We start from the raw sequence: 20,321 nt of genomic DNA, 5'->3' as shown, positions 1-20,321 counted from the left end.
TGTACATTCTGCCAATCGGTGCGATTATCGCCCGCCATCTACTCCGAGGCCTGGATTGAAGTGATGAACAAGCCTGACCTGCCTTCGATTCCGGTGTTCAAGCTCTACGGTGAAAGCCTGGATTGGCCGACCCCGGACTTGCTGCACTGTGAAACCATTTCCAAACGCAGCCGCGAACATCATTGGGAAATCAAACCCCACCGCCACGCTGATTTGTGCCAGTTGCTCTTCGTGTTCAAAGGTCAGGCAGAGCTTGAAATCGAAGGCCAACGTACGCAACTGGTGGAACCGGCGATCCAGATCCTGCCACCGCTGTCGGTGCACGGCTTTCGCTTTTCCGAGGACGTGGAAGGGTTTGTCGTGACCCTGGCCGCGCCGCTGATCGCCCACCTGCAGATGCAGTTGGGACACTCGGTCAATGCCCTGGCCCAGTCCGAAAGCTACCCGGCAGGCAAGGACGCCGAGTACCTCAACAGCCTGTTCAGTGCCTTGCAGAACGAATACACCAGCCATCAACCGGCGCGGGAAATGCTCATGCATTCGCTGGTCAGTGTGATCATGGTGTGGGTCAGCCGTCAGGTGATCCAGCGTCGCACTGCCATGGCGCGACCGCAGCGGGCCCGGGAATACCTCAATGGCTTTATTCAGCTGGTGGAAGAGACCTATCGGCAGCACGTCAAGGTCGAGGACCTGGCGCACCGGCTGGGGATCTCCGTGTCCCACCTCAACGGCACCTGTCGTGAGCTGGCGGGGCAACCGGCGTTGCAGATCATGCACGAACGGCAATTGCTGGAGGCCAAGCGTTTGCTGACCTACACCAGCATGACCATTTATGAAATGTCCGACGTGTTGGGGTTTTCCGATCCGACCAACTTCACGCGCCTGTTCCGGCGTCGTGTGGGGATTTCGCCCAAGGCGTTCCGCGACCGCTTGAAGGCCGATCAGGACAACGAAGCCTGACCCCCTTCGTTACCGGAGGGCGTTGAGGGTGGCGTTGTGGGGGATGCAGCGCTCGAAGTTGCAGCTCGCGTATTCACGGGGCAGGTTGCGCAGTTGCTCGACGCGCCAGGCGGCAGCGCCATACAGCCCGAGCGTGACCGCACAGGTGATGAAAATCGCGAGGTATCTTCTTGTTCTGATGTTCATGGCGTTGACCTCTGAACGAATACCTTTCGGTATTACTTTGAGCATAGGTCAGCGCCGATGAGTTGTGTAGGCGCCTTCGGCAGCTCCTACAGGGGGGCGGTGTTACAACCCGATATCCCACTCCGGTTCCTCCGGAAATCTCACCACCAGAAAATCCAGCAAGCTGCGCAACGCCGCCGGCATGTGCTTGCGTGAGGCATACACCGCATACACGTTCATTTGCCGTGGTTCGGCCGCCGGCAGCAGGCGAATCAATTCGCCGCTGTGAATGTGCACGCCGGCCTGATACGTGGGCAGCATCGCCACCCCGGCGCCGGCGATCGTTGCGCGTAGCAGCGTGCTGGCCTCGTTGGCGCTGATGTTGCCCTGCACCGGTACTGAAACCTGCTCGCCGTCCTGCTCGAAATGCCAGAGGCTTTTGCCGAAGTAGGAATGGGTCAGGCAATTGTGCCGGCTCAGGTCCTCGACCCGTTGCGGCGCCGGGTGCTCGCGCAAGTAAGCGGGGGATGCGCAGATCACCGAGCGACAAACCGTCAGGCGGCGGGCGATCAGGTTCGGGTCCAGGTCGTTGCTGGTGCGGATCGCCAGGTCGATGCGCTCATCGATCAGGTTCACGGTGCGGTCGAGCATCTGCATGTCGATGCTCACGCCGGGGTAGCGTCGGACATAGGCGGCCATGGCATCGGCCAGTTGTGCCTGGCCGAAGGAGGTGCTGACGCTGATCCGCAGCAGGCCGCGCGGTGCGTCATCCGGTTCGCTGACGGCGGCTTGCATGTCGCTGGACAAATCGAGCATCTGCCGACAGCGGGGCAGGATCTCGTTGCCGGCGGCGGTAAGGCTCAACTTGCGCGTGGTGCGATGCATCAGGCGCGCGCCAACCCAGTCTTCCAGTTCCGCCAGATACCGCGAAACCACCGGTCGTGACAGCTCCAGATGATCGGCGGCGGCCGACTGGCTGCCGAGGTCGACCACCGTGACGAACACGCGCATTGCTTGAAGACGATCCATGATTTGCCCGCTTTCAGAAACAAACTATGTTCAAGCATCGCATTTTTTGTACTGAGTCAGGCAACTAAGCTCTGTTCCACTGTAGGAGCGAGCTCGCTCGCGATGGACGTTAACGATAACGCGGGTTACCGGTTAAACGCGGCGTCTTCGAGTCCATCGTCGGAACGCCGCCCGGAGCAAGCTCGCTCCTACAAGGGACCACGACAGCCATTGGAATACGGAGCAACAGATGATCGGTTTCACCACTTTAAAGCGCATTTTGCTGGTAGGCGCCGCCCTCGGTTTCGCCGCCCATGCAGCCGCCTCGACCCTGACACTGGATGTCTACAACCCCGGCGAAAAAGCCATCTTCCCGGTGACCTCGGTGCTGGTCAGCGGCGAGAAAGAAGCGATCCTGGTGGATGCGCAATTCGGCAAGTCCCAGGCCGAACAGGTGGTGGAAAAAATCCGTGCCAGCGGCAAGCAGCTGACCAGCATCTACATCAGCCACGGTGACCCGGACTACTACTTCGGCCTCGAAACCCTGACGGCCGCGTTTCCCAAGGCCAAGGTCCTCGCTTCGCAGCCGACCGTTGACCACATCAAGCAAACAGTCGACGGCAAACTGGCGTTCTGGGGCCCGAAAATGGGCACCGACGTGCCGGCAAAAACCATCGTGCCTGACGTGCTCAAGGGTGACAGCCTGAACCTCGAAGGGAAGAAATTGCAGGTGGTCGGTCTTGAGGGCCCGCAGCCGGATCGCAGCTTCGTGTGGATTCCGTCGATCAAGGCCGTGGTCGGAGGTGTCGTGGTGGCGCAAAACATCCATGTGTGGATGGCTGACACGCAAACGCCACAGTCCCATGCCGATTGGTTGGCTACGCTGCACTCCATTGAAACCCTGAAGCCGCAGACCGTGGTACCGGGGCATTACCTGGGCGAGAACGATCGCTCACTGACGGCAGTGCAGTTCACTTCCGCTTACATCAAGGCTTTCGACGAGGAAACCGCAAAGGCCAAGGATTCTGCTGAACTGATTGCGGCAATGAAAAAACGCTTCCCGGCACTGGGCGATGAAAGTTCGCTGGAGTTGAGTGCCAAGGTCGCCAAGGGGGAGATGAAGTGGGGTGAATGAAGTTAAGAGGTAGTAGGCCTTTGATATCAATGCTTTCAAGCCAACTGGAGAACGTCATGAGCAAAATCGCAATCATCGGTGCCACCGGTCGTGCCGGTAGCCAATTGCTGGAAGAAGCCCTGCGTCGCGGTCACAGCGTTACCGCGATCGCCCGCAACACGGCGAAAATCGGCCCGCGTGCCGGATTGGTCACACGCAACGTCGACGCTCTGGATGCCAGTGCTTTGCAAGCGGCCATCGAGGGGCATGACGTAGTCGTCAGCGCCGCACATTTCGCGACCCTGCCTGCCAGCGCCGTCATCGGGCCGGTGAAGAAGGCCGGGGTCAAACGCTTGCTGGTGGTGGGCGGTGCCGGTTCGCTGTTGTTGCCGGATGGTACACGAGTGATCGACAGCACAGGTTTTCCGGACGCGTACAAGGCCGAAGCCAGTGCCGGTGCCGAGTTCCTCGCTAACCTGCGTCAGGAAAAGCAACTGGACTGGACCTTCCTGTCGCCATCGGCCGAATTTGTCGAGGGCGAGCGCACCGGGAAATTCCGCATCGGTCAGGATGATTTGCTGGTGAGCAGCGAAGGGCGCAGCTGGATCACTTTCGCCGATTATGCGATTGCGATGCTCGACGAAGTGGAAGCGCCAAAGCATTCGCGGCAGCTCCTACAGATACCGTGGTTTACCGAGACTGCGCCTGCTCCACCAACCAGCTCATCAATTCACGTAATTTCGGCGAAGGTCCTGGTTTTTCGGGGAACACCAGGTAATACGCCAGCCCCGTCGTCACCTTCAATTCGAATGGCATGACCAGCCGCCCGGCGTTCAGGTCATCGCCAATCAGCGACCAATCACCAATCGCCACCCCCGTTCCCTGGGACGCCATCGACATTGCCAGGTCCAGTGTTTCGAAGTGCTGGCCCTTGCCGACATTGGTCAAATGCACATCTGCGGCTTTCAACCAGGCCTTCCAGTCCCGTTCATCGCGGGTTGGGTGCAGCAACAGGTGTTGTTGCAGATCGGCTGGTATCTGCAGGGGCATGGGGCCTTCGAGCATCGGTCTGGAACACACAGGCGTGAGTTGTTCGTCGAAGAGTTTTTGCGACATCAATGAATCGTCCGGCGGTGCGCCGTACATCACCGCTGCATCGAACTGCTCGCGATGAAAATCCACACCGTGCTTGACCGTGGTGGTCAGCTCCACCGGTACGTCCGGGCGTTCCCGTTGCCATTGCAACAGACGCGGCAGCAACCAGCGCATGACGCAGGTCGGGGCCTTGAGTTGCAGGGTTTCGCGCTTCTCGCCGATCTGTTCAACCGCCTCATCGATCAGGCCGAAAATCTGCTGCACCCGTGGCAGCCATTCCCGTCCCTCGGCTGTCAGGTCCAGGCCTCGGGCCAGGCGGATGAACAGTTCATAACCCAGATGATCTTCCAGCCCGGCGATCTGCCGACTCACCGCGCCCTGGGTGATGTGCAACTGTTCGGCGGCCCGGGTGAAATTGCAGCACTGCGCGGTAATCAGAAAGGTGTGCAGCGCCGGCAGGGGAGGCAGTCGTTTCATTGGGATCCAAGGTATGACGTGAGGACATGGCTAGTATGACTTTTTATCCATTGTTGCGGCTACCTGTCGCCCGTTCCAATGAGGCCATTCCCGGGCCTGCGAATCCATCATAAACACAGCGCACGCCCGGCGTCTCAAACGAACAAAAAGGGCAAAGACATGGCGACGTGCGGCGAAGTATTGGTCAAGTTACTCGAAAACTACGGGGTCGAGCAGGTGTTCGGCATTCCGGGGGTGCATACCGTGGAGCTGTATCGCGGGCTGGCCCGTTCGAGCATCAACCACGTCACGCCGCGCCATGAACAGGGCGCCGGCTTCATGGCCGACGGCTACGCCCGCACCAGCGGCAAACCGGGTGTGTGCTTCATCATCACCGGCCCTGGGATGACCAACATCACCACCGCCATGGGCCAGGCCTACGCCGATTCGATCCCGATGCTGGTGATCTCCAGCGTGCAATCGCGCAGCCAGTTGGGCGGTGGTCGCGGCAAGCTGCATGAGCTGCCGAACCAGGGCGCACTGTGTGCCGGTGTGGCGGCGTTCTCCCACACCCTGATGTCGGCTTCCGAGCTGCCGGGCGTGTTGGCTCGTGCCTTTGCGCTGTTCCAGGCTGGCCGTCCGCGTCCAGTGCACATCGAAATTCCGCTGGATGTGTTGGTCGAAGAGGCCGACGACTTGCTCGCCAGCCTGCCGGTCAATATCGACCGAGCCGGTGCTTCGCCGAGCGCCGTGTCGTGCATGACCGATTTGCTGGCCGGCGCCAAGCGTCCGCTGATTCTCGCCGGTGGCGGCGCCATCGACGCGGCCGTCGAGCTGACTGAGCTGGCCGAACTGCTGGACGCACCGGTCGCCCTGACCATCAATGCCAAGGGCATGCTCGCCTCCGGCCACCCGTTGCTGATCGGCTCGACCCAGAGCCTGGTCGCTACCCGTGCGCTGGTCGCCGAGGCCGATGTGGTCCTGGCCATCGGCACCGAACTGGCCGAGACCGACTACGACGTGACCTTCGCCGGCGGTTTCGAAATTCCTGGCAAGTTGCTGCGCGTCGACATCGACCCGGACCAGACCGTGCGCAACTACCCGCCGCACGTGGCACTGGTGGCCGACTCGCGCAACGCCGCCCAGGCTTTGCTCAGCGCCTTGTCGCACAAGTCCCTGGCCGAGCGCCGCAACGATTGGGGGCAAGTACGCGCCGCCCGTCTGCGTGAAGACCTGGCCGCGACCTGGGACGCACCGACCCTGGCTCAGACCCGTTTCCTCGAAACCGTTCTGCATGAATTGCCGAACGCGGTATTCGTCGGCGACTCAACGCAACCGGTGTACACCGGCAACCTGACGTTCAACCCGGAGCGCCCGCGTCGCTGGTTCAACTCGTCCACCGGTTACGGCACCCTCGGTTACGCCTTGCCGGCAGCGATTGGCGCCTGGCTGGGTGGCAGCGTTGAAGGTGGCGCGCGTCCTCCTGTGGTGTGCCTGATCGGCGACGGTGGCCTGCAATTCACCCTGCCGGAATTGGCCAGCGCCGTTGAAGCGCGCACTCCAGTGATCGTGCTGCTGTGGAATAACCAGGGCTACGAAGAGATCAAGAAATACATGGTCAACCGTGCCATCGAGCCGGTCGGCGTGGACATCTACACCCCGGACTTCATCGGTGTGGCCAAGGCATTGGGTTGCGCGGCGCAAGCGATCAGCAGTGTCGAGCAATTGCGTGGCGCATTGCGTATGGCCACCGATCGCCAGGGCCCGACCCTGATTGAAGTCGACCAGGCCGAGTGGATGCAGGCGGTGTCGAAATGAGCTTCCCGACTACCCTGGATGGCCTGTACATCAACGGCCAATGGTCGGCCGGCAACGAACACCTGCGCGTGATCAACCCGGCGACCGAAGCCCTGTTGACCACCGTGAATGGCGGCGACGAGCGTGCGGTTGATCAAGCCGTGAGCGCGGCGACCCAGGCGTTCGCCGTCTGGTCGAAAACCACAGGCGCCGAACGCGGCGCGATCCTGCGCAAAATCGCCGTGGGCGTGCAGGCCAACCGTGAAAAGCTGATGCACTTGCAGTCGAGCAACAACGGCAAACCGCAATTCGAAGCCGCGATCGACGTCGATGACGTGATCGCCACGTTCGAGTATTACGCCGGTCTGGCCGAAGGGCTGGACGCGAAACAGGACAGCGTCATTGAGCTGCCGACCGACGATTTCAGCGCTCGCCTGCGCCGTGAGCCCTGCGGTGTGGTCGGCCTGATCGTGCCGTGGAATTTCCCGATGGTCACCACTGCGTGGAAGCTCGCCCCGGCCCTTGCCGCCGGTTGCTGCGTGGTGCTCAAGCCTTCGGAAGTGACACCGCTGCCGGAGCTGGAACTGGCAACGATCATTGCTGAGGCCGGTTTGCCTGCGGGCGTGTTCAACCTGGTGTGCGGCACCGGTCTGGCCGTTGGCGCTCCGCTGTCGGCGGACCCACGCATCACCAAGGTGTCGTTCACCGGCAGCAACGCGGTCGGCGTGCAGGTCATGCAACGGGCGGCGGAAACCGTTAAAGGCGTGAGCCTGGAGCTGGGCGGCAAATCTTCGCTGCTGGTACTGGCCGATGCCGATCTCGACCTGGCGGTGGAAGTGGCCTGTGGCGGTGGTTTCTTCAACGCCGGGCAGATGTGCTCCGCCACCAGCCGCGTGCTGGTCGCCGATGAACTGGCCGATGATTTCCTGACTCGTGTGAAGGCCCGTGCCGAAGCGATTCGCGTGGCCGACCCGTTCGACCCGAACGTGGAAATGGGCGCCCTGGTCAATCAGGCGCAATACCAGCGCGTGCTCGGTCACATCGACCGTGGTTTGAGTGCCGGCGCCAAGCTGGTTTGCGGTGGCAATCGCCCGGCCGACCTGCCACGCGGATATTTTTTGCAGCCGACGGTGTTCACCGAAGTGCCCCTCGACAGTGCGCTGTGGTGTGAAGAGATTTTCGGCCCGGTGATCTGCGTGCGCAGTTTCGCCTCTGAAGCCGAGGCGATTGACCTGGCCAACGACAGCCAGTTTGGTCTGGTCGCCAGTGTGGTGACGCGCGATGCACAGACCGCTGACCGCGTCGCCAACGCTTTGCAGGCGGGGCTTGTGTGGATCAACGCGCCACAGGTGATCTTCCCGCAGACCGCCTGGGGCGGCTACAAGCAGAGCAGCATCGGCCGCGAATTGGGGCCGTGGGGCTTGCAGGCTTTCCAGGAAATCAAACACGTGATCCGGGCAGTCTGACGCCAATCACTGTAGGAGCGAGCCTGCTCGCGATGGACGTCAACGATGACGTGGGTCGCCTGAATGTACGCGGTGCCCTTGCACCCATCGCGAGCAGGCTCGCTCCTACAAGAGGCATGCGCTGGCGTCATGGCTTCAATGAGTTTTTATCGATAGTCAGGTGTTTTACACGACCTCAGGATGAACTTGCTGGCTCAGCCAAGCCCCCGAAAATACGAGGGCTAACGCTGATCCGGTCGCGCGGATGCAACAGTTTTGACCTGCCTTATACCTACAAAAACAAAGGGAGTCCGTAATGGGCGAGCATGATCTGAACAGACGTCAATTCATCAAGACCGTGGGCGTAGCCTCGGTTGCAGCGGCAGCCATGAGTATGCCGTTCATCAAGGCCAATGCCAGCGACACACGTTTTGCCGGCAAGACCCTGCGTTTGCTGACCTGGTCCGATGACACGGGCCTGGCTGCGCTGCGCAACATCGCCGCGACCTTCGAAGACAAGTACGGCTGCAAGGTCATCGCTGACCGCACCGGCAGTACTTCGGAAATGGTCGCCAAGCTCAAGGCCGGCGGTGATCGTCCGCAATACGACATCATCACCCTGGCAGGCGTCGGTGCCGAAGGTCTGGCCGCCGCCAACCTGCTGGAAAAACCCGACCTCAACCGCATTCCCAACCTCGTCGATGTACCGGAGAAATACCGCACCGGCGCCAATGGCCACGGTATCGGTTACCTGCTGTGGTGCAACAGCCTGGTCTACAGCACCCGCACCCAGAAACAAGCGCCGGACAGCTACGCGGCCCTGTGGGATCCAGAACTGGCCCCGAACATCTTCCTGCCGCCGCCGAACTGGACCGAGGCCATGGACCTGATCATCATCGCCGCCAAACTGGCCGGTGGTGACGAACACAACATTGAACCTGGCTTCAAGAAACTCGCCGAGCTGAAGGATCGTGTGGTGACCCTGGGTGAAAACCCGAACCAGATTGCCGAACTGTTCCGCACCGGTTCCCTGGACATGGGCGGGCTGTACGCCCCCGCGTTCTTCCCGAAACAGATCCGCGATCCGAACTACGGCCTGGGCGCCACGTTCGGCATGAAGGAAGGTTTCTACACCGACCTGATGCTGTCGGTGATGCCGAAGAACCGTCCGGGCGATACCGACATGGCCTATGCCTTCATCAACCACTCTCTGGACCCGCTGGTGCAGGGCAAGATGGCTGAAGACATCTATAACGGCCCGGTCAACGCCAAGGCGATCATCTCCGCCGAAGCACGCAAGAGCCCGTACATCCTCACGCCGGAGCAGATTGCCGAGAAGGCGATCATGCACGACAACGCCTTCCTGGCGACTGTGCATGACCAGTGGATTCGTCGTTACACGGAAATCTTTTCTTCCTGATCGAGTGACGTACACAGGATCTTCAAACACTGAAGATCCCCTGTGGGAGCGAGCTTGCTCGCGATAGCGGAGTGTCAGTCGCCATCATTGGCGACTGACAAGCAGTCATCGCGAGCAAGCTCGCTCCCACATGGGGCAAAGTGACCTTGAGTCTTGTGTTTGTCAGCTGCTTTCCATTGACGAGACCCTTTGCTATGGAACACCAACCTTTGACTCATCCGCTGAGTGCCGCCCCAGTGCGCGCCGCTCGGGGTGTTTCGCCAACGACGCGCGCCTGGCTTTTCCTCTCGCCGTCGATGCTGTTTCTTGGCGTACTGATTGCCGCGAGTCTCCTGGTACTGCGCATGAGCGTGGGTACCAAAGGCGCGGAATGGTCCGGGTTCAGCCTGGCCAGTTACGCCCAGTTGCTGGAACCCTATTACCTCAAGTCGCTGATGCTGACCCTGCGCCTGGCGCTGATCAGCGCGGTGATCGCAGTGATTCTGGCGATCCCGGTGGCCTACACCATGTCGCGCCTGACCTCGCCGTTCGTGCGACGGATCTTCCTTGCGGCGGTGTTGCTGCCGTTGCTGGTCAACCTGCTGCTGCAAAGCTACGGCTGGCTGGTGATTCTCGGCCCCGGTGGCATGCTCAACCAGACCCTGATGGGCCTGGGCCTGATCAAGCGCCCGATCATGCTGCTCTACAACCAGAACGGCGTGCTGATGGGCCTGGTGCAAACAGCCTTCCCGCTGGCCGTGTTGCCGATTGCCAGCGCCATGCGCGGCGTCGCTCGCAGTTACGAAGAAGCGGCCGCCACCCTGGGCGCCAGTCGCTTCCAGGTGTTCCGCCAGGTGGTATTGCCGATGAGTCTGCCGGGGATCATTACCGGTGCGACCCTGGTGTTCGCCTATAACGCCAGCAGTTTCGTGGTGCCCCTGCTGCTCGGTGGCCGGCGCGTACCGATGCTGGCGGTGATGGTGCATGACCAGATCGCCCCGCTGATGAACTGGCCCGCCGCATCCGCTGCCGGTGTGGTGCTGATCGTCACCACCCTCGCGATCATGACCCTGTCCGAATACATCACTGGCCGTCGTCGCCGCATGCTGGAGGCTTCGCAATGAGTACCCTGATCAAGAAGCGCCAGTCGCTGTTGCCGGGTGATACCGGCAAGTTTGCCGGCATCCTCTCGGGCTTCATCCTGCTGTTGGCGGTGCTACCGATCCTGACCATGATCGTGATGTCGTTCAGCGGCGCGTCGAACCTCGACTTCCCGCCAAGCAGCTACAGCCTGCAATGGTACAAGGCCGCCTGGCACACCTTCGTGTCGCCGGATGCCAGCGATGTGCTGAGCCTGGGCAAAGCCATGAGCACCAGCCTGATGGTGGCGTGCCTGACCATGGTCTTCGCCACGATCATCGCGGTGCCGGCGTCTTACGCGCTGACCCGTTGCGAGTTCCGTGGCAAAGCCGTGGCGCTGCAATTGATGTCGTTGCCACTGGTGTTCCCGATGGTGGTATTGGGGCTGGCGTTGCTGCTGGTGTTCGACAGCCTGCCGTTCCAGATGACCACCTCGCGACTGGTGATTGCCCACGTGATCCTCGCGTTGCCGTTCGTGGTGAAGAACTGCACGGCAGCGATGCTCTCCATCGGCAGCGAAGTCGAAGAGGCCGCGCAAATGCTCGGCGCTTCACCGCTGCGAGCAATTGTCGATGTGGTGGTGCCGTTGATGAAGTCGGGGATCCTGGCGGGCATGCTGCTGGCGTTCATCGTCTCGTTCAACGAATTCACCGTGACCTACTTCCTCTACACCATCGATGTGATGACCGTACCGATCTGGATGTACAGCCGCACCGTGTCTTCGCTCGACCCAACCGTATTTTCGTTTGCCGTGCTGATCGTGTTGATCGACTTCGTCCTGATCTGGGCGCTCGAAAAACTGGTCGGTGAAGGTGGCGTTTCGTTCTGATTTCTTGAGGTGATTCACATGTCTGGTCTGATTCTGGAAAACGTCGAGAAACATTACGGCTCGGCCTGCGCGGTAACGGATGTGAACCTGCATTTGCCCGAGGGCAAACTGGTGTGTTTCCTCGGCCCTTCGGGCTGCGGCAAAACCACCTTGTTGCGCATGATTGCCGGCCTTGAAACCCTGACCGGCGGCGAGATCCGCCTGGACGGTGAAGACATCGGCAACACCCCGGCGCACCTGCGCAACTTCGGCATGGTGTTCCAGTCCCTGGCACTGTTCCCGCACATGACCGTGGGCGAGAACATTGCCTATCCGCTGAAACTGCGCGGGGTCAGCAAGGCCGATCAGCAGGCGCGGGTGGTGGAGTTGCTGGAGCTGATCCAGTTGCAGCAAATGATTGATCGTCCGGTGGCCAAGCTGTCCGGTGGCCAACGCCAGCGTGTGGCAATTGCCCGGGCGATTGCCAATCACCCGAAAATCCTCCTGCTCGACGAGCCGTTGTCGGCGCTGGACGCCAAGCTGCGCGAGTCGATGCAGGTGGAAATCCGTCAACTGCAACAGCGCCTGAACATCACCACCATCATGGTGACCCACGACCAGCGTGAAGCCATGACCATGGCCGATATCGTGGTCGTACTGGGTGAGCACAAGGTGCAGCAGGTGGGCACACCGATCGAGATCTACCGCCACCCGGCCAACGAGTTCGTCGCGGATTTCATCGGCTCGGGCAACATCTTCCCGGCCACGGTGCTGGGTAATGGCAAAGTCAGCTTGCCAGGCGGCGATGCGCTGCAAGTACCGATCTGCAGCAGCATTGTGGCTGGCGAAAAGGTGAAGATGCTGATTCGCCCGGAAGACCTGCAACTGTCAGTACCCCAGGCGACCGCGGGCAACCGCTTGCTGGGCAAGGTGACGTTCGTGCGCGATATCGGCGCGACCATCGAGACCACGGTGGAGTGTTCCGGGGTGTCGTTTACTGCGCTGAGCACGCCGTGCCAGGGCTTTGGCCTGAGTGTTGGGCATCCGGTGTCGGTGACCTTGCCGGTGGAGGCGTGCCGGGTACTTGGCGCCTGATCCGGATTTGATGTTGTTTGTGCTGGCCTCATCGTCGGAACGCCGCCCGGACCAAGCTCGCTCCCACACTGGATCGGTGTACACCAGAACCCTGTGGGAGCGAGCTTGGTCCGGGCGGCGTTCCGACGATGGGGCCGTTACTGCTTGCAAAGAATCAAGCTCAGACCGTCAACCGCAACCGCGCCAGATCCCTTAACGGCGGCGCCCCGAACAACCGGCTGTACTCCCGGCTGAACTGCGACGGACTTTCATACCCGACCCGATACCCCGCCGCCGAAGCTTCCAGCCCTTCGGCCAGCATCAACCGCCGCGCTTCCTGCAGGCGCAGCTGCTTCTGATACTGCAACGGACTCATCGCCGTCATCGCCTTGAAGCGGTGATGCAGGGTCGACACGCTCAGGTTCACTTCCTTGGCCAGATCATCAATGCGCAACGGCTGTTCAAAATTGCCGTTGAGCCATTTGATCGCCTGGCTGATGCGATGGCTCTGACTGTTGGCGATGGCGATTTCGTACAGCCGATGCCCCTGCTTGCTGCGCAACAGGCGATAGAGAATCTCCCTGCGAATCAGCGGCGCGAGCATGGCGATGTCTTTTGGCGTGTCCAGCAACCGTGCCAGGCGCAGCACGGCGTCGAGCATCGCGGTGTCGAGTTTTTCGACATACAGCCCGCGCCCGGTTGGCCGGGTGGGCACGCCGAGGGGGCCGGCGTCGGCGATCAGTGCGGTGATTTCCGTCGGGTCGATGTCCAGGCGCAGGGCCAGGATCGGTTCCTCAGGCGAGACATCCACCACCCGTCCACTGAGCGGCATCGAGACCGAGACCACCAGGTAGTTCAACGGGTCGTAATTGAAGTATTCATCGGCCAGCCGAACTTCCTTGCGCCCCTGGGCCATGATGCACAGCGCCGGTTGCGCCAGCCCCGGGGCGAACTCGTGGGACTGGCTGTGGCGTGACATGAACAGCGAGCCGATGGCCGTGGCATAACTGCCATCTTCGGCGGTGTTGCGGCGAATGATCGCCGCCAGTTCCGCACGTTGCTTTTCCATGTCGGTGTCCAGCGGGGCTTGAAAGTGATCGAACGACGACATGCGAGGCATCCTCGGCAAGGCATGAGTAATGGGCAGAGCATAAGTTTGTGCAAGCCGCAGCGGTAGACACATCCTGTCAGATGCTTGCCTGATTCTGCTCGGGGTTGGTTTCGTTCCCAAACACGGCCAACGCACAGGCGCGCTTCAACTAACGCCGATAACCCCGTAGGAGCTGCCGAAGGCTGCGATCTTTTGATTCTATAGATGAGCGTCTAAAAGATCGCAGCCTTCGGCAGCTCCTACACAAAACTCGTATGGCAGAACCGTGACAGGGTTTTACCGTTTGTTACAGGCTGTCCATGCAGTTTCGCAGGATTGTGCAACGCACCGGCAGGAATCGACTAACGAGACAGGCGTCGCGGCCCTTAACCTTTGATCCTGTCGCAGCCCGTCCCCCGGCTGCCACGCGACTCCCCGGGAGGGTTGAACATGTCCACGCAGATCCCCGTCAGTCATATGGCCTTCGTTCGAGCGCGCGCCGGGCGTTCGGCGGAACTCGGTGTGCGCCTCAGCGCCCTGATCGAACCGTCCCGCGCAGCACCAGGCTGCCTGAGCTTTGCCTTGCAGCATTCGCAATGCGATCCGCAATTGTGGCTGGTGTCCGGTTTCTGGAGCAATCAACAGGCCATGACCGCGTACTTCAGCACGCCGGCGATGGAGATTTTTGCCGAGCTGGTGCAGGAGCTGGTGGTCAACAGTCTGGATTTCCACACCTTCAAGGATGTCTCGGCGGCGCAGGCCCTGGGGCAGTCCGCAGTGGCGGTACACAAACTGGCCGGTTGAGGGTTTAATGACGGCATTCTCAACCAGCCAGGATTCGCGACATGGCACGTAAAGCCTTTGATCACTTCGAAGCTGTTTCCGCTGTAGTACCGGGCGAGGGTGGTTACCACGCCGCTATCGCCGTCAAAGCGCTGGGCGGTGCCGGCGCCCCGCGCTTTCACAAAGTGCTGGAAGGCCAGATCTTCAAGACCGCTCACGAGGCCGATGATGCGGCCGCCAAGGAACTGACCCGCCTCAAGGACGTCAAGGAAAACACCGACCTGCTCTGGTGATTCTCACCGCCCCGGGCGGTACATCTTGAACAACGCCTCAGGCCCCAGCTGGAAATAATCCGCTGGCCCGCCGCCGCGCAGAATCGGTTCTGCCGCGGCGGTGTCGTATATCCCATCCTTCAACAGCCATTTGGCGATATGCACGGCGACCACTTCGCCGAGGATCAGCCAGCTGGGCACCACATTGCCGTCCGCCCGTTGCAACTGGATGATCTGCGTGACCTTGCACTCGAAGGACACCGGGCTCTCGGCCACCCGTGGCACCTGAATGACCTTCGAGGCAACGGTCGTCAGGCCGGCCAATTCGAATTCGTTGACTTCAGGCCCGACCATGGCGCAGCTCTGGTTCATCTGCTCGGCCAGCGGCCGGGTGGCCAGGTTCCAGGCGAACTCGCCGGTTTGCTCGATGTTGTTCAGGCTGTCTTTGCGCCCGATGCTGGAGAAACCAATGATCGGCGGAATGTAGTTGAAGGCGGTGAAGAAACTGTAGGGCGCAAGGTTCAAGTGGCCCTCGGCATTCTGTGAAGAGATCCAGCCGATGGGGCGCGGGCCGACGATGGCGTTGAACGGATCGTGGGGCAGGCCGTGGCCGTTGGCGGGTTCGTAGAAGTGGATGTCGTCGGGCATGGAGTAATTCCAAGGCGTAGTTCGGGTGGCGTTCATAGTGCAAGGATGAACCGCTGAATTCCAGTCGACTCTACCCTCTGTGGGAGCGAGCTTGCTCGCGATGGTGTATCAGATAAGTTGGTGTCGACTGACACTCCATCGCGAGCAGGCTCGCTCCCACAAGGGGTTATGTTGATTCAATAAAAAAGGGGCAGACCCCCGGTGAGATCTGCCCCTTTTCCTTGACGCTTGATTTAGTCCGTGACAATCCGCGAATGCTTGCGGGTGTCTTTCATGGTGACGTACACCAGTAACGACACGGCAATACACGCGGTCACGTACCAGTAGTAACCCGTCTCCATACCGATGCTCTTGAACCACAGCGCGATGTATTCAGCGGTGCCGCCGAAGATCGAAACGGTCAGTGCGTACGGCAGGCCCACGCCCAGGGCGCGGATTTCGGTCGGGAACAGTTCGGCTTTCACCACGGCATTGATCGAGGTGTAGCCACTGACGATGATCAGTGCCGCCATGATCAGGAAGAACGCGCCCCACCAGGTCTGGATGGTGTGCAGGGTGGTGAGGATCGGCACGGTGAACAGGGTTCCCAGGATACCGAAGGCAATCAGGATCGGCCGGCGACCGATTTTATCCGACAGCCCGCCGATGACCGGTTGCAGGCACATGAACAGGAACAGTGTGGCGGCGGAAATGGTGGTGGAGTCGGAAATGCTCATGCCGACGGTGTTCACCAGGTATTTCTGCATGTACGTGGTGTAGGTGTAGAACGCCAGGGTGCCGCCCATGGTCAGGCCGACCACGGTCATCAGTTCCTTGGGGTGACGCATCAAGGTGCGCATCGCGCTTTCCTTGGCTTTTTCTTTCTTGGTGAAGGACTCGGTTTCTTCCATGCCACGACGCAGGTACAGCGCCACAACGGCACACAGCGCGCCGATGGCGAACGGGATGCGCCAGCCCCAGGCGTAGAGCTCCTCGGTGGTCAGGAAGTTCTGCAGGACAATCAGCACCGCCAAAGCGATGAGCTGGCCGGAGATCAGGGTCACGTACTGGAAGCTGGAGTAGAAACCGCGACGCTCCTTGGTCGCCATCTCGCTGAGGTAGGTGGCGGAGGTGCCGTATTCGCCACCCACCGACAGGCCTTGCAGCAAGCGCGCGAACACCAGCAGGATCGGCGCGCCGATGCCGATGATTTCGTAGCTCGGGCTCAGGGCGATCAGCAGTGAGCCGAAGCACATCAGGTACACCGAGGCCATCAGGGCCTTTTTGCGCCCGACCTTGTCGGCATACAGCCCCATCAGCCAGCCACCGATCGGCCGCATCAGGAAGCCCACGGCGAAGATCGCGGCGGTGTTGAGCAGTTGGGCGGTGGTGTCGCCTTTGGGGAAGAAGGTCTTGGCGAAGTACAGGGAGAAGGCGGCGTAGACGTACCAGTCGTACCACTCGACCATGTTGCCGACGGAACCGCTGAAAATCGATTTGATGCGGCTGGACGTGGTTCTTTCTTTGGCCGGCAGGGCAGCCGACCCAAGCGGCAGGGAGTTGGAGTTATCCATTGAAGGATCCTTCATTTAATTGTTTTTGTGGAGCGCGAATAAACGCAGCCTGCAGGGGCTATAGCAGGAGCTGTGCCAAGGGGAAGAGGGCCGGTTTAGAGGGGTGGTGGTGTTTTGGTGAGCGGAAATCCGCTTATTAAAAGTAAGTGGTGAGCGAAAAATTGCCTATTTGCTTGCGGGGAGTGTTGGCTGTGCCGGCCTCTTCGCTGGCAAGCCAGCTCCTACAGTGGATCTGTGTACTGCGCACATTGTAGGAGCTGGCTTGCCAGCGAAGGAGCCAGTCCAGACGCTACAGGAACATCTCCCGGCTCAACTCATGCCGCTGCATCTTTTCATTGAAGGTCCGGCGCGGCAGTTGCAGTTCTTCGAGCACCGCTTTCACATCGCCCTTGTGCCGGGTCAGTGCGGCACGCAGGCATTGCGCTTCGAACGCTTCCTGCTGCGCCGCCAGTGACTGGCCGGGCTCGATGCCCAAGGGCTCCGGCTCACCCAACCCCAATACCTGACGCTCGGCGACGTTCGCCAGTTCGCGCACATTGCCCGGCCAGTCGTGGCTCAGCAGGTGACTCAACTGTGCGCCGCTCAACGGTGGAAATTTACGTCCCAGCCGTTCGGCGGCGTTTTGGGCAAAGGATTCGAACAGCAAGGGTATGTCTTCCCGGCGTTCGCGCAAGGGCGGCAGGCGTAGTTCTGCGACGTTCAAACGATAGGCCAGGTCTTCGCGAAAACGTCCGGCCCGCGCTTCGTCGAGCAGGTCCGGTTTGGTCGCGGCGATGATGCGCAGATCCACGCGGATGCTCTGGTTCGAACCCAGTCGTTCAAGCTTTTGCTCTTGCAACACCCGCAGCAATTTCACTTGTTGGGCCAGGGGCATGCTTTCGATTTCATCGAGAAACAGCGTGCCGCCGTCGGCGTATTCCAGTTTGCCAATGCGCTTGCCGGACGCCCCGGTGAACGCGCCGCTCTCGTGGCCGAACAGCTCGGCCTCGAACAATTGCTCGGGGATGGCCGCGCAGTTGAGTGCGACAAAGGGCTTGTCGGCCCGCGGTCCGAAGTCGTGCAGGCAGCGGGCGACCAGTTCCTTGCCGCTGCCGGTTTCACCGCGGATCAATACGTTGACCGGCAGCGCCGCCAGATCGAGAACCTGCCGACGCAGGTTTTGCAGGCCACGGGACACGCCGAGCAACGTGGCATCCAGCTTGGCGCGGTTGTCCGCCTGTTCGTGCAGCGCGCGGTTTTCCAGCACCAGCCGGCGCTTGTCGAGGGCGCGGCGCAGGCTGCCGAGCAGGGTTTCCGGGCTGAAGGGTTTTTCGAGGAAATCGTAGGCACCGTCGCGCATGGCCTCGACGGCCATCGGCACATCGCCGTGGCCGGTCAACAGGATCACCGGCAAATCGGCATCCCGGCGTTGCACCTCGGCCAGCAGTTCCAGGCCGGTCATGCCGGGCATGCGCACATCGCTGAGAATCACCCCGGCAAAATGCCTGGGCAACTGCGCCAGGCACTCATCGGCGCGGCTGAACAGCTGCACCTCGAAACCCGACAGGCTCAACCATTGCTCGACGGCACTGCGGATGCTGCTTTCGTCGTCGACCACGATCACTGAGTTCAGCATGCTTCATGCACCTCCAGGTCGATGGGCAAGGTCAGGGTAAACACGGCACCTTTGTCATGATTGCCGGCACTCAAGCGCCCGCCGGATTCGTGAACGATGGCAAACGATACGGCCAAACCGATCCCCAGGCCTTCGCCCACCGGTTTGGTGGTGAAGAACGGATCGAAGACCTTGGACAGGTTCTCTTCGGCGATACCGCCACCATTGTCGATCACGCTCAGGCGCCACAATTGCTCGTCGGCTTCGAGGCGGATTTCCAGGCGTTTGCAGGGTTTGTCCTGCATCGCATCGAGGGCGTTGCGCAGCAGATTGATCAGCACCTGTTCCAGGCGAATCGCATCGCCACGCACCCAGGCCGGGCGGGTCAGGTGCAGCACAGTGCTGACCTGTTCGTCGCGCAACCGGGTGTCGAGCAATTGCAGCGACTGGTCCACCACCGCCGCCAGGTCCAGGCGTTCGCGCAAACCGCTGGGGCTTTTGCGGGCGAAGGTTTTCAGGTGGCCGGTGAGGGCGGCCATGCGGGTGAGCATTTCATCCACCGGTTTGAGCGCCTTGTAGGCGTCGTCGACGCGGCCGTGGTCAAGCAGCAAGCGCAAGGTCGCCAGCTGCATGCGCTGGGCGGTGAGTGGCTGGTTGATTTCATGGGCGAGGGCGGCGGACATCTGCCCCAGCGCCGCGAGTTTGGCCGATTGCACCAGGCCTTCCTGGGCGGTGCGCAGGTCGCGGGTGCGTTCTTCTACCAGTCGTTCGAGTTCTTCGCGACTGCGCTGGCGCATTTTCGCCAGGCGCCAGCGCTGGTTGAGAAACAGCAACAGGAACACCAGGGTCAGCCACAACCCGGCCGCGGCAAGCGCGGCGTTGCGGCTGTCTTCGAAGGCGACCTGCGGGCGACGCAGCAGGTGCAGGGTCCAGCCTTCGGTGCTCAGCGGCAGGGATTCCCACAGGTAATCGGCCTTGCCGTCCGGGCCATCGACCCGAGCCAGGTCACTGTTTTCGTCGAAGCGCCGCAACGATTGAAACTCAAGCGGCGTCAGCGGCTGCTTGTCGTACTGGCGGGTGGTCTTGAGTTCGGCATGATCGCTGTCGCTCAGCGGCTTGAGCAGGCGATAGCGCCAGCCCGGCTGATTGGCGATGAAGATGATCCCGCGTGCATCGCTGACCAGCAGCGTGTCGCTGCCCTGACGCCACTCGCGTTCCAGTTCGGGGAACTCCAGTTTCACCACCATGGCACCGAGGAACTGGCCGTCGTCATCGCTGACCGCGCTGGAGAGGAAGTAACCGGGAATCCCGCTGGTCACCCCCACGGCATAAAAGCGCCCCGTGCCCTGGGTGCGGGTCTGGTTGAAATAGGGACGGAAACCGTAGTTGTGACCGACATAACTGCTGGGCAATCGCCAGTTGCTCGCCGCCACGGCCAGACCGGTGCGATCAAGCAGTTCCAGGGTCGAGGATTGAGCGGCGCCGTTGATCTTTTCCAGTTTGCGGTTCAGTGCATCCTGCTGCTCGGCACTCACCGGCCCCTTGAGGGCCGAACGCAGTTCCGGGTCCAGGGCCAGCACGGAGGGCAGGGCGCGGTAACGTTCGATCAGGGTATGCAGGGACGTGGCATACAGCGCCAGTTGCTGATTGGCGCGAGCCGCGTCTTCGACCATTGACTGGCGCACGGTGTGGCGCATGGCCAGGGTGGCGGCGATGGCGGCGCCGGAGATGATCAACAGGGTGTAGAGCGCCAGGCGCAGGGTTCGGGAAGTCGGCAACATGCAGTGAACAACAGGCCAGAATGGGGGAGGGCACCATAGCATGCGAAGGGCGGTCTGCTCTCGCCGGAGTACAGTTATCCGGCCGAAAAAAAACCGGTCTGTCGTTGCCGACAAACCGGTTTTTTCAGCGGACCTGAGT

Annotated in this window: 18 protein-coding genes and 1 pseudogene; 11 read left to right on the top strand and 8 right to left on the bottom strand. The window is 61.2% G+C overall.

The annotated features are described in order from the left end of the window. The first annotated feature begins 63 nt into the window (after nucleotides 1-63). A complete protein-coding gene (locus AC1DKH_RS10560; RefSeq protein WP_477752668.1) occupies nucleotides 64-960 on the top strand; it encodes a helix-turn-helix domain-containing protein in 897 nt (298 codons plus the stop codon). A 9-nt stretch (nucleotides 961-969) separates the two neighbouring features. Here AC1DKH_RS10560 and AC1DKH_RS10555 read toward each other — a convergent pair whose 3' ends face one another. Together AC1DKH_RS10555 and AC1DKH_RS10550 are read right to left on the bottom strand one after the other, a co-directional pair. After that, complete coding sequence (locus AC1DKH_RS10555; RefSeq protein ID WP_007986083.1) at nucleotides 970-1,146, bottom strand: hypothetical protein; 177 nt, start codon at nucleotides 1,144-1,146, stop codon at nucleotides 970-972. A 102-nt stretch (nucleotides 1,147-1,248) separates the two neighbouring features. Continuing rightward, on the bottom strand, nucleotides 1,249-2,154 hold the full coding sequence (locus AC1DKH_RS10550) for a LysR family transcriptional regulator (RefSeq protein WP_477798126.1): 906 nt from the start codon (nucleotides 2,152-2,154) through the stop codon (nucleotides 1,249-1,251). 229 nt (nucleotides 2,155-2,383) lie between these two features. On the opposite strand from AC1DKH_RS10550, the gene AC1DKH_RS10545 reads away from it, so the two are divergent. Further along, the gene (locus AC1DKH_RS10545) at nucleotides 2,384-3,268 is read left to right on the top strand and encodes an MBL fold metallo-hydrolase (protein ID WP_477798125.1); all 885 of its coding nucleotides are present in this window, start codon (nucleotides 2,384-2,386) and stop codon (nucleotides 3,266-3,268) included. 56 nt (nucleotides 3,269-3,324) lie between these two features. Then, nucleotides 3,325-3,918, top strand: a pseudogene (locus AC1DKH_RS10540) (NAD(P)-dependent oxidoreductase); the annotation flags it as partial. Nucleotides 3,919-3,937: 19 nt separating this feature from the next. Here the strand turns inward: AC1DKH_RS10540 and AC1DKH_RS10535 are convergent. Continuing rightward, nucleotides 3,938-4,819 carry a LysR substrate-binding domain-containing protein gene (locus tag AC1DKH_RS10535; RefSeq protein ID WP_477752665.1) on the bottom strand — a complete coding sequence of 294 codons (882 nt, stop codon included), beginning with the start codon at nucleotides 4,817-4,819 and terminating at the stop codon, nucleotides 3,938-3,940. Between the two features lie 159 nt (nucleotides 4,820-4,978). Between AC1DKH_RS10535 and AC1DKH_RS10530 the strand changes: the two genes are divergently transcribed. The 6 genes from AC1DKH_RS10530 to AC1DKH_RS10505 all read left to right on the top strand — a co-directional run bounded on the left by AC1DKH_RS10530 (nucleotide 4,979) and on the right by AC1DKH_RS10505 (nucleotide 12,482). Beyond that, nucleotides 4,979-6,616, top strand: a complete 1,638-nt coding sequence (locus tag AC1DKH_RS10530; RefSeq protein ID WP_477798124.1) for a 5-guanidino-2-oxopentanoate decarboxylase — start codon at nucleotides 4,979-4,981, stop codon at nucleotides 6,614-6,616. Next, nucleotides 6,613-8,061, top strand: coding sequence for an aldehyde dehydrogenase family protein (locus AC1DKH_RS10525; protein WP_477798123.1), 1,449 nt, complete (start codon nucleotides 6,613-6,615; stop codon nucleotides 8,059-8,061). Before AC1DKH_RS10530 ends, AC1DKH_RS10525 begins: the two co-directional genes overlap by 4 nt. Before the next feature lie 295 nt (nucleotides 8,062-8,356). Further along, the gene (locus tag AC1DKH_RS10520) at nucleotides 8,357-9,460 is read left to right on the top strand and encodes an ABC transporter substrate-binding protein (protein WP_007986100.1); all 1,104 of its coding nucleotides are present in this window, start codon (nucleotides 8,357-8,359) and stop codon (nucleotides 9,458-9,460) included. A gap of 194 nt (nucleotides 9,461-9,654) precedes the next feature. Beyond that, on the top strand, nucleotides 9,655-10,563 hold the full coding sequence (locus AC1DKH_RS10515; protein ID WP_477762739.1) for an ABC transporter permease: 909 nt from the start codon (nucleotides 9,655-9,657) through the stop codon (nucleotides 10,561-10,563). Next, nucleotides 10,560-11,408, top strand: coding sequence for an ABC transporter permease (locus tag AC1DKH_RS10510; RefSeq protein WP_477756382.1), 849 nt, complete (start codon nucleotides 10,560-10,562; stop codon nucleotides 11,406-11,408). Before AC1DKH_RS10515 ends, AC1DKH_RS10510 begins: the two co-directional genes overlap by 4 nt. A gap of 18 nt (nucleotides 11,409-11,426) precedes the next feature. Further along, on the top strand, nucleotides 11,427-12,482 hold the full coding sequence (locus tag AC1DKH_RS10505) for an ABC transporter ATP-binding protein (protein ID WP_477798122.1): 1,056 nt from the start codon (nucleotides 11,427-11,429) through the stop codon (nucleotides 12,480-12,482). Nucleotides 12,483-12,642: 160 nt separating this feature from the next. Here AC1DKH_RS10505 and AC1DKH_RS10500 read toward each other — a convergent pair whose 3' ends face one another. Next, entirely contained in the window at nucleotides 12,643-13,572 is a 930-nt protein-coding gene (locus tag AC1DKH_RS10500; RefSeq protein ID WP_477756380.1) for an AraC family transcriptional regulator, read from the bottom strand. A 429-nt stretch (nucleotides 13,573-14,001) separates the two neighbouring features. Between AC1DKH_RS10500 and AC1DKH_RS10495 the strand changes: the two genes are divergently transcribed. Further along, nucleotides 14,002-14,355 carry a putative quinol monooxygenase gene (locus AC1DKH_RS10495; RefSeq protein WP_477798121.1) on the top strand — a complete coding sequence of 118 codons (354 nt, stop codon included), beginning with the start codon at nucleotides 14,002-14,004 and terminating at the stop codon, nucleotides 14,353-14,355. Between the two features lie 41 nt (nucleotides 14,356-14,396). Further along, nucleotides 14,397-14,627, top strand: coding sequence for a hypothetical protein (locus AC1DKH_RS10490; protein WP_223532182.1), 231 nt, complete (start codon nucleotides 14,397-14,399; stop codon nucleotides 14,625-14,627). Nucleotides 14,628-14,630: 3 nt separating this feature from the next. On the opposite strand, the gene AC1DKH_RS10485 is transcribed toward AC1DKH_RS10490, so the two are convergent. From AC1DKH_RS10485 to AC1DKH_RS10470, 4 genes are all read right to left on the bottom strand, one after another. After that, complete coding sequence (locus AC1DKH_RS10485; RefSeq protein ID WP_477762743.1) at nucleotides 14,631-15,254, bottom strand: flavin reductase family protein; 624 nt, start codon at nucleotides 15,252-15,254, stop codon at nucleotides 14,631-14,633. A 233-nt stretch (nucleotides 15,255-15,487) separates the two neighbouring features. Next, complete coding sequence (locus AC1DKH_RS10480) at nucleotides 15,488-16,807, bottom strand: MFS transporter (RefSeq protein ID WP_477762744.1); 1,320 nt, start codon at nucleotides 16,805-16,807, stop codon at nucleotides 15,488-15,490. A 289-nt stretch (nucleotides 16,808-17,096) separates the two neighbouring features. After that, the gene (locus AC1DKH_RS10475; RefSeq protein WP_477798120.1) at nucleotides 17,097-18,422 is read right to left on the bottom strand and encodes a sigma-54-dependent transcriptional regulator; all 1,326 of its coding nucleotides are present in this window, start codon (nucleotides 18,420-18,422) and stop codon (nucleotides 17,097-17,099) included. Then, on the bottom strand, nucleotides 18,416-20,182 hold the full coding sequence (locus AC1DKH_RS10470) for a sensor histidine kinase (RefSeq protein WP_477798119.1): 1,767 nt from the start codon (nucleotides 20,180-20,182) through the stop codon (nucleotides 18,416-18,418). Before AC1DKH_RS10470 ends, AC1DKH_RS10475 begins: the two co-directional genes overlap by 7 nt. Nucleotides 20,183-20,321: the final 139 nt, after the last annotated feature.

It is taken from the genome of Pseudomonas sp. 05L36 (genome assembly GCF_056398125.1).
This window is presented reverse-complemented; position numbering and strand designations above follow the sequence as displayed.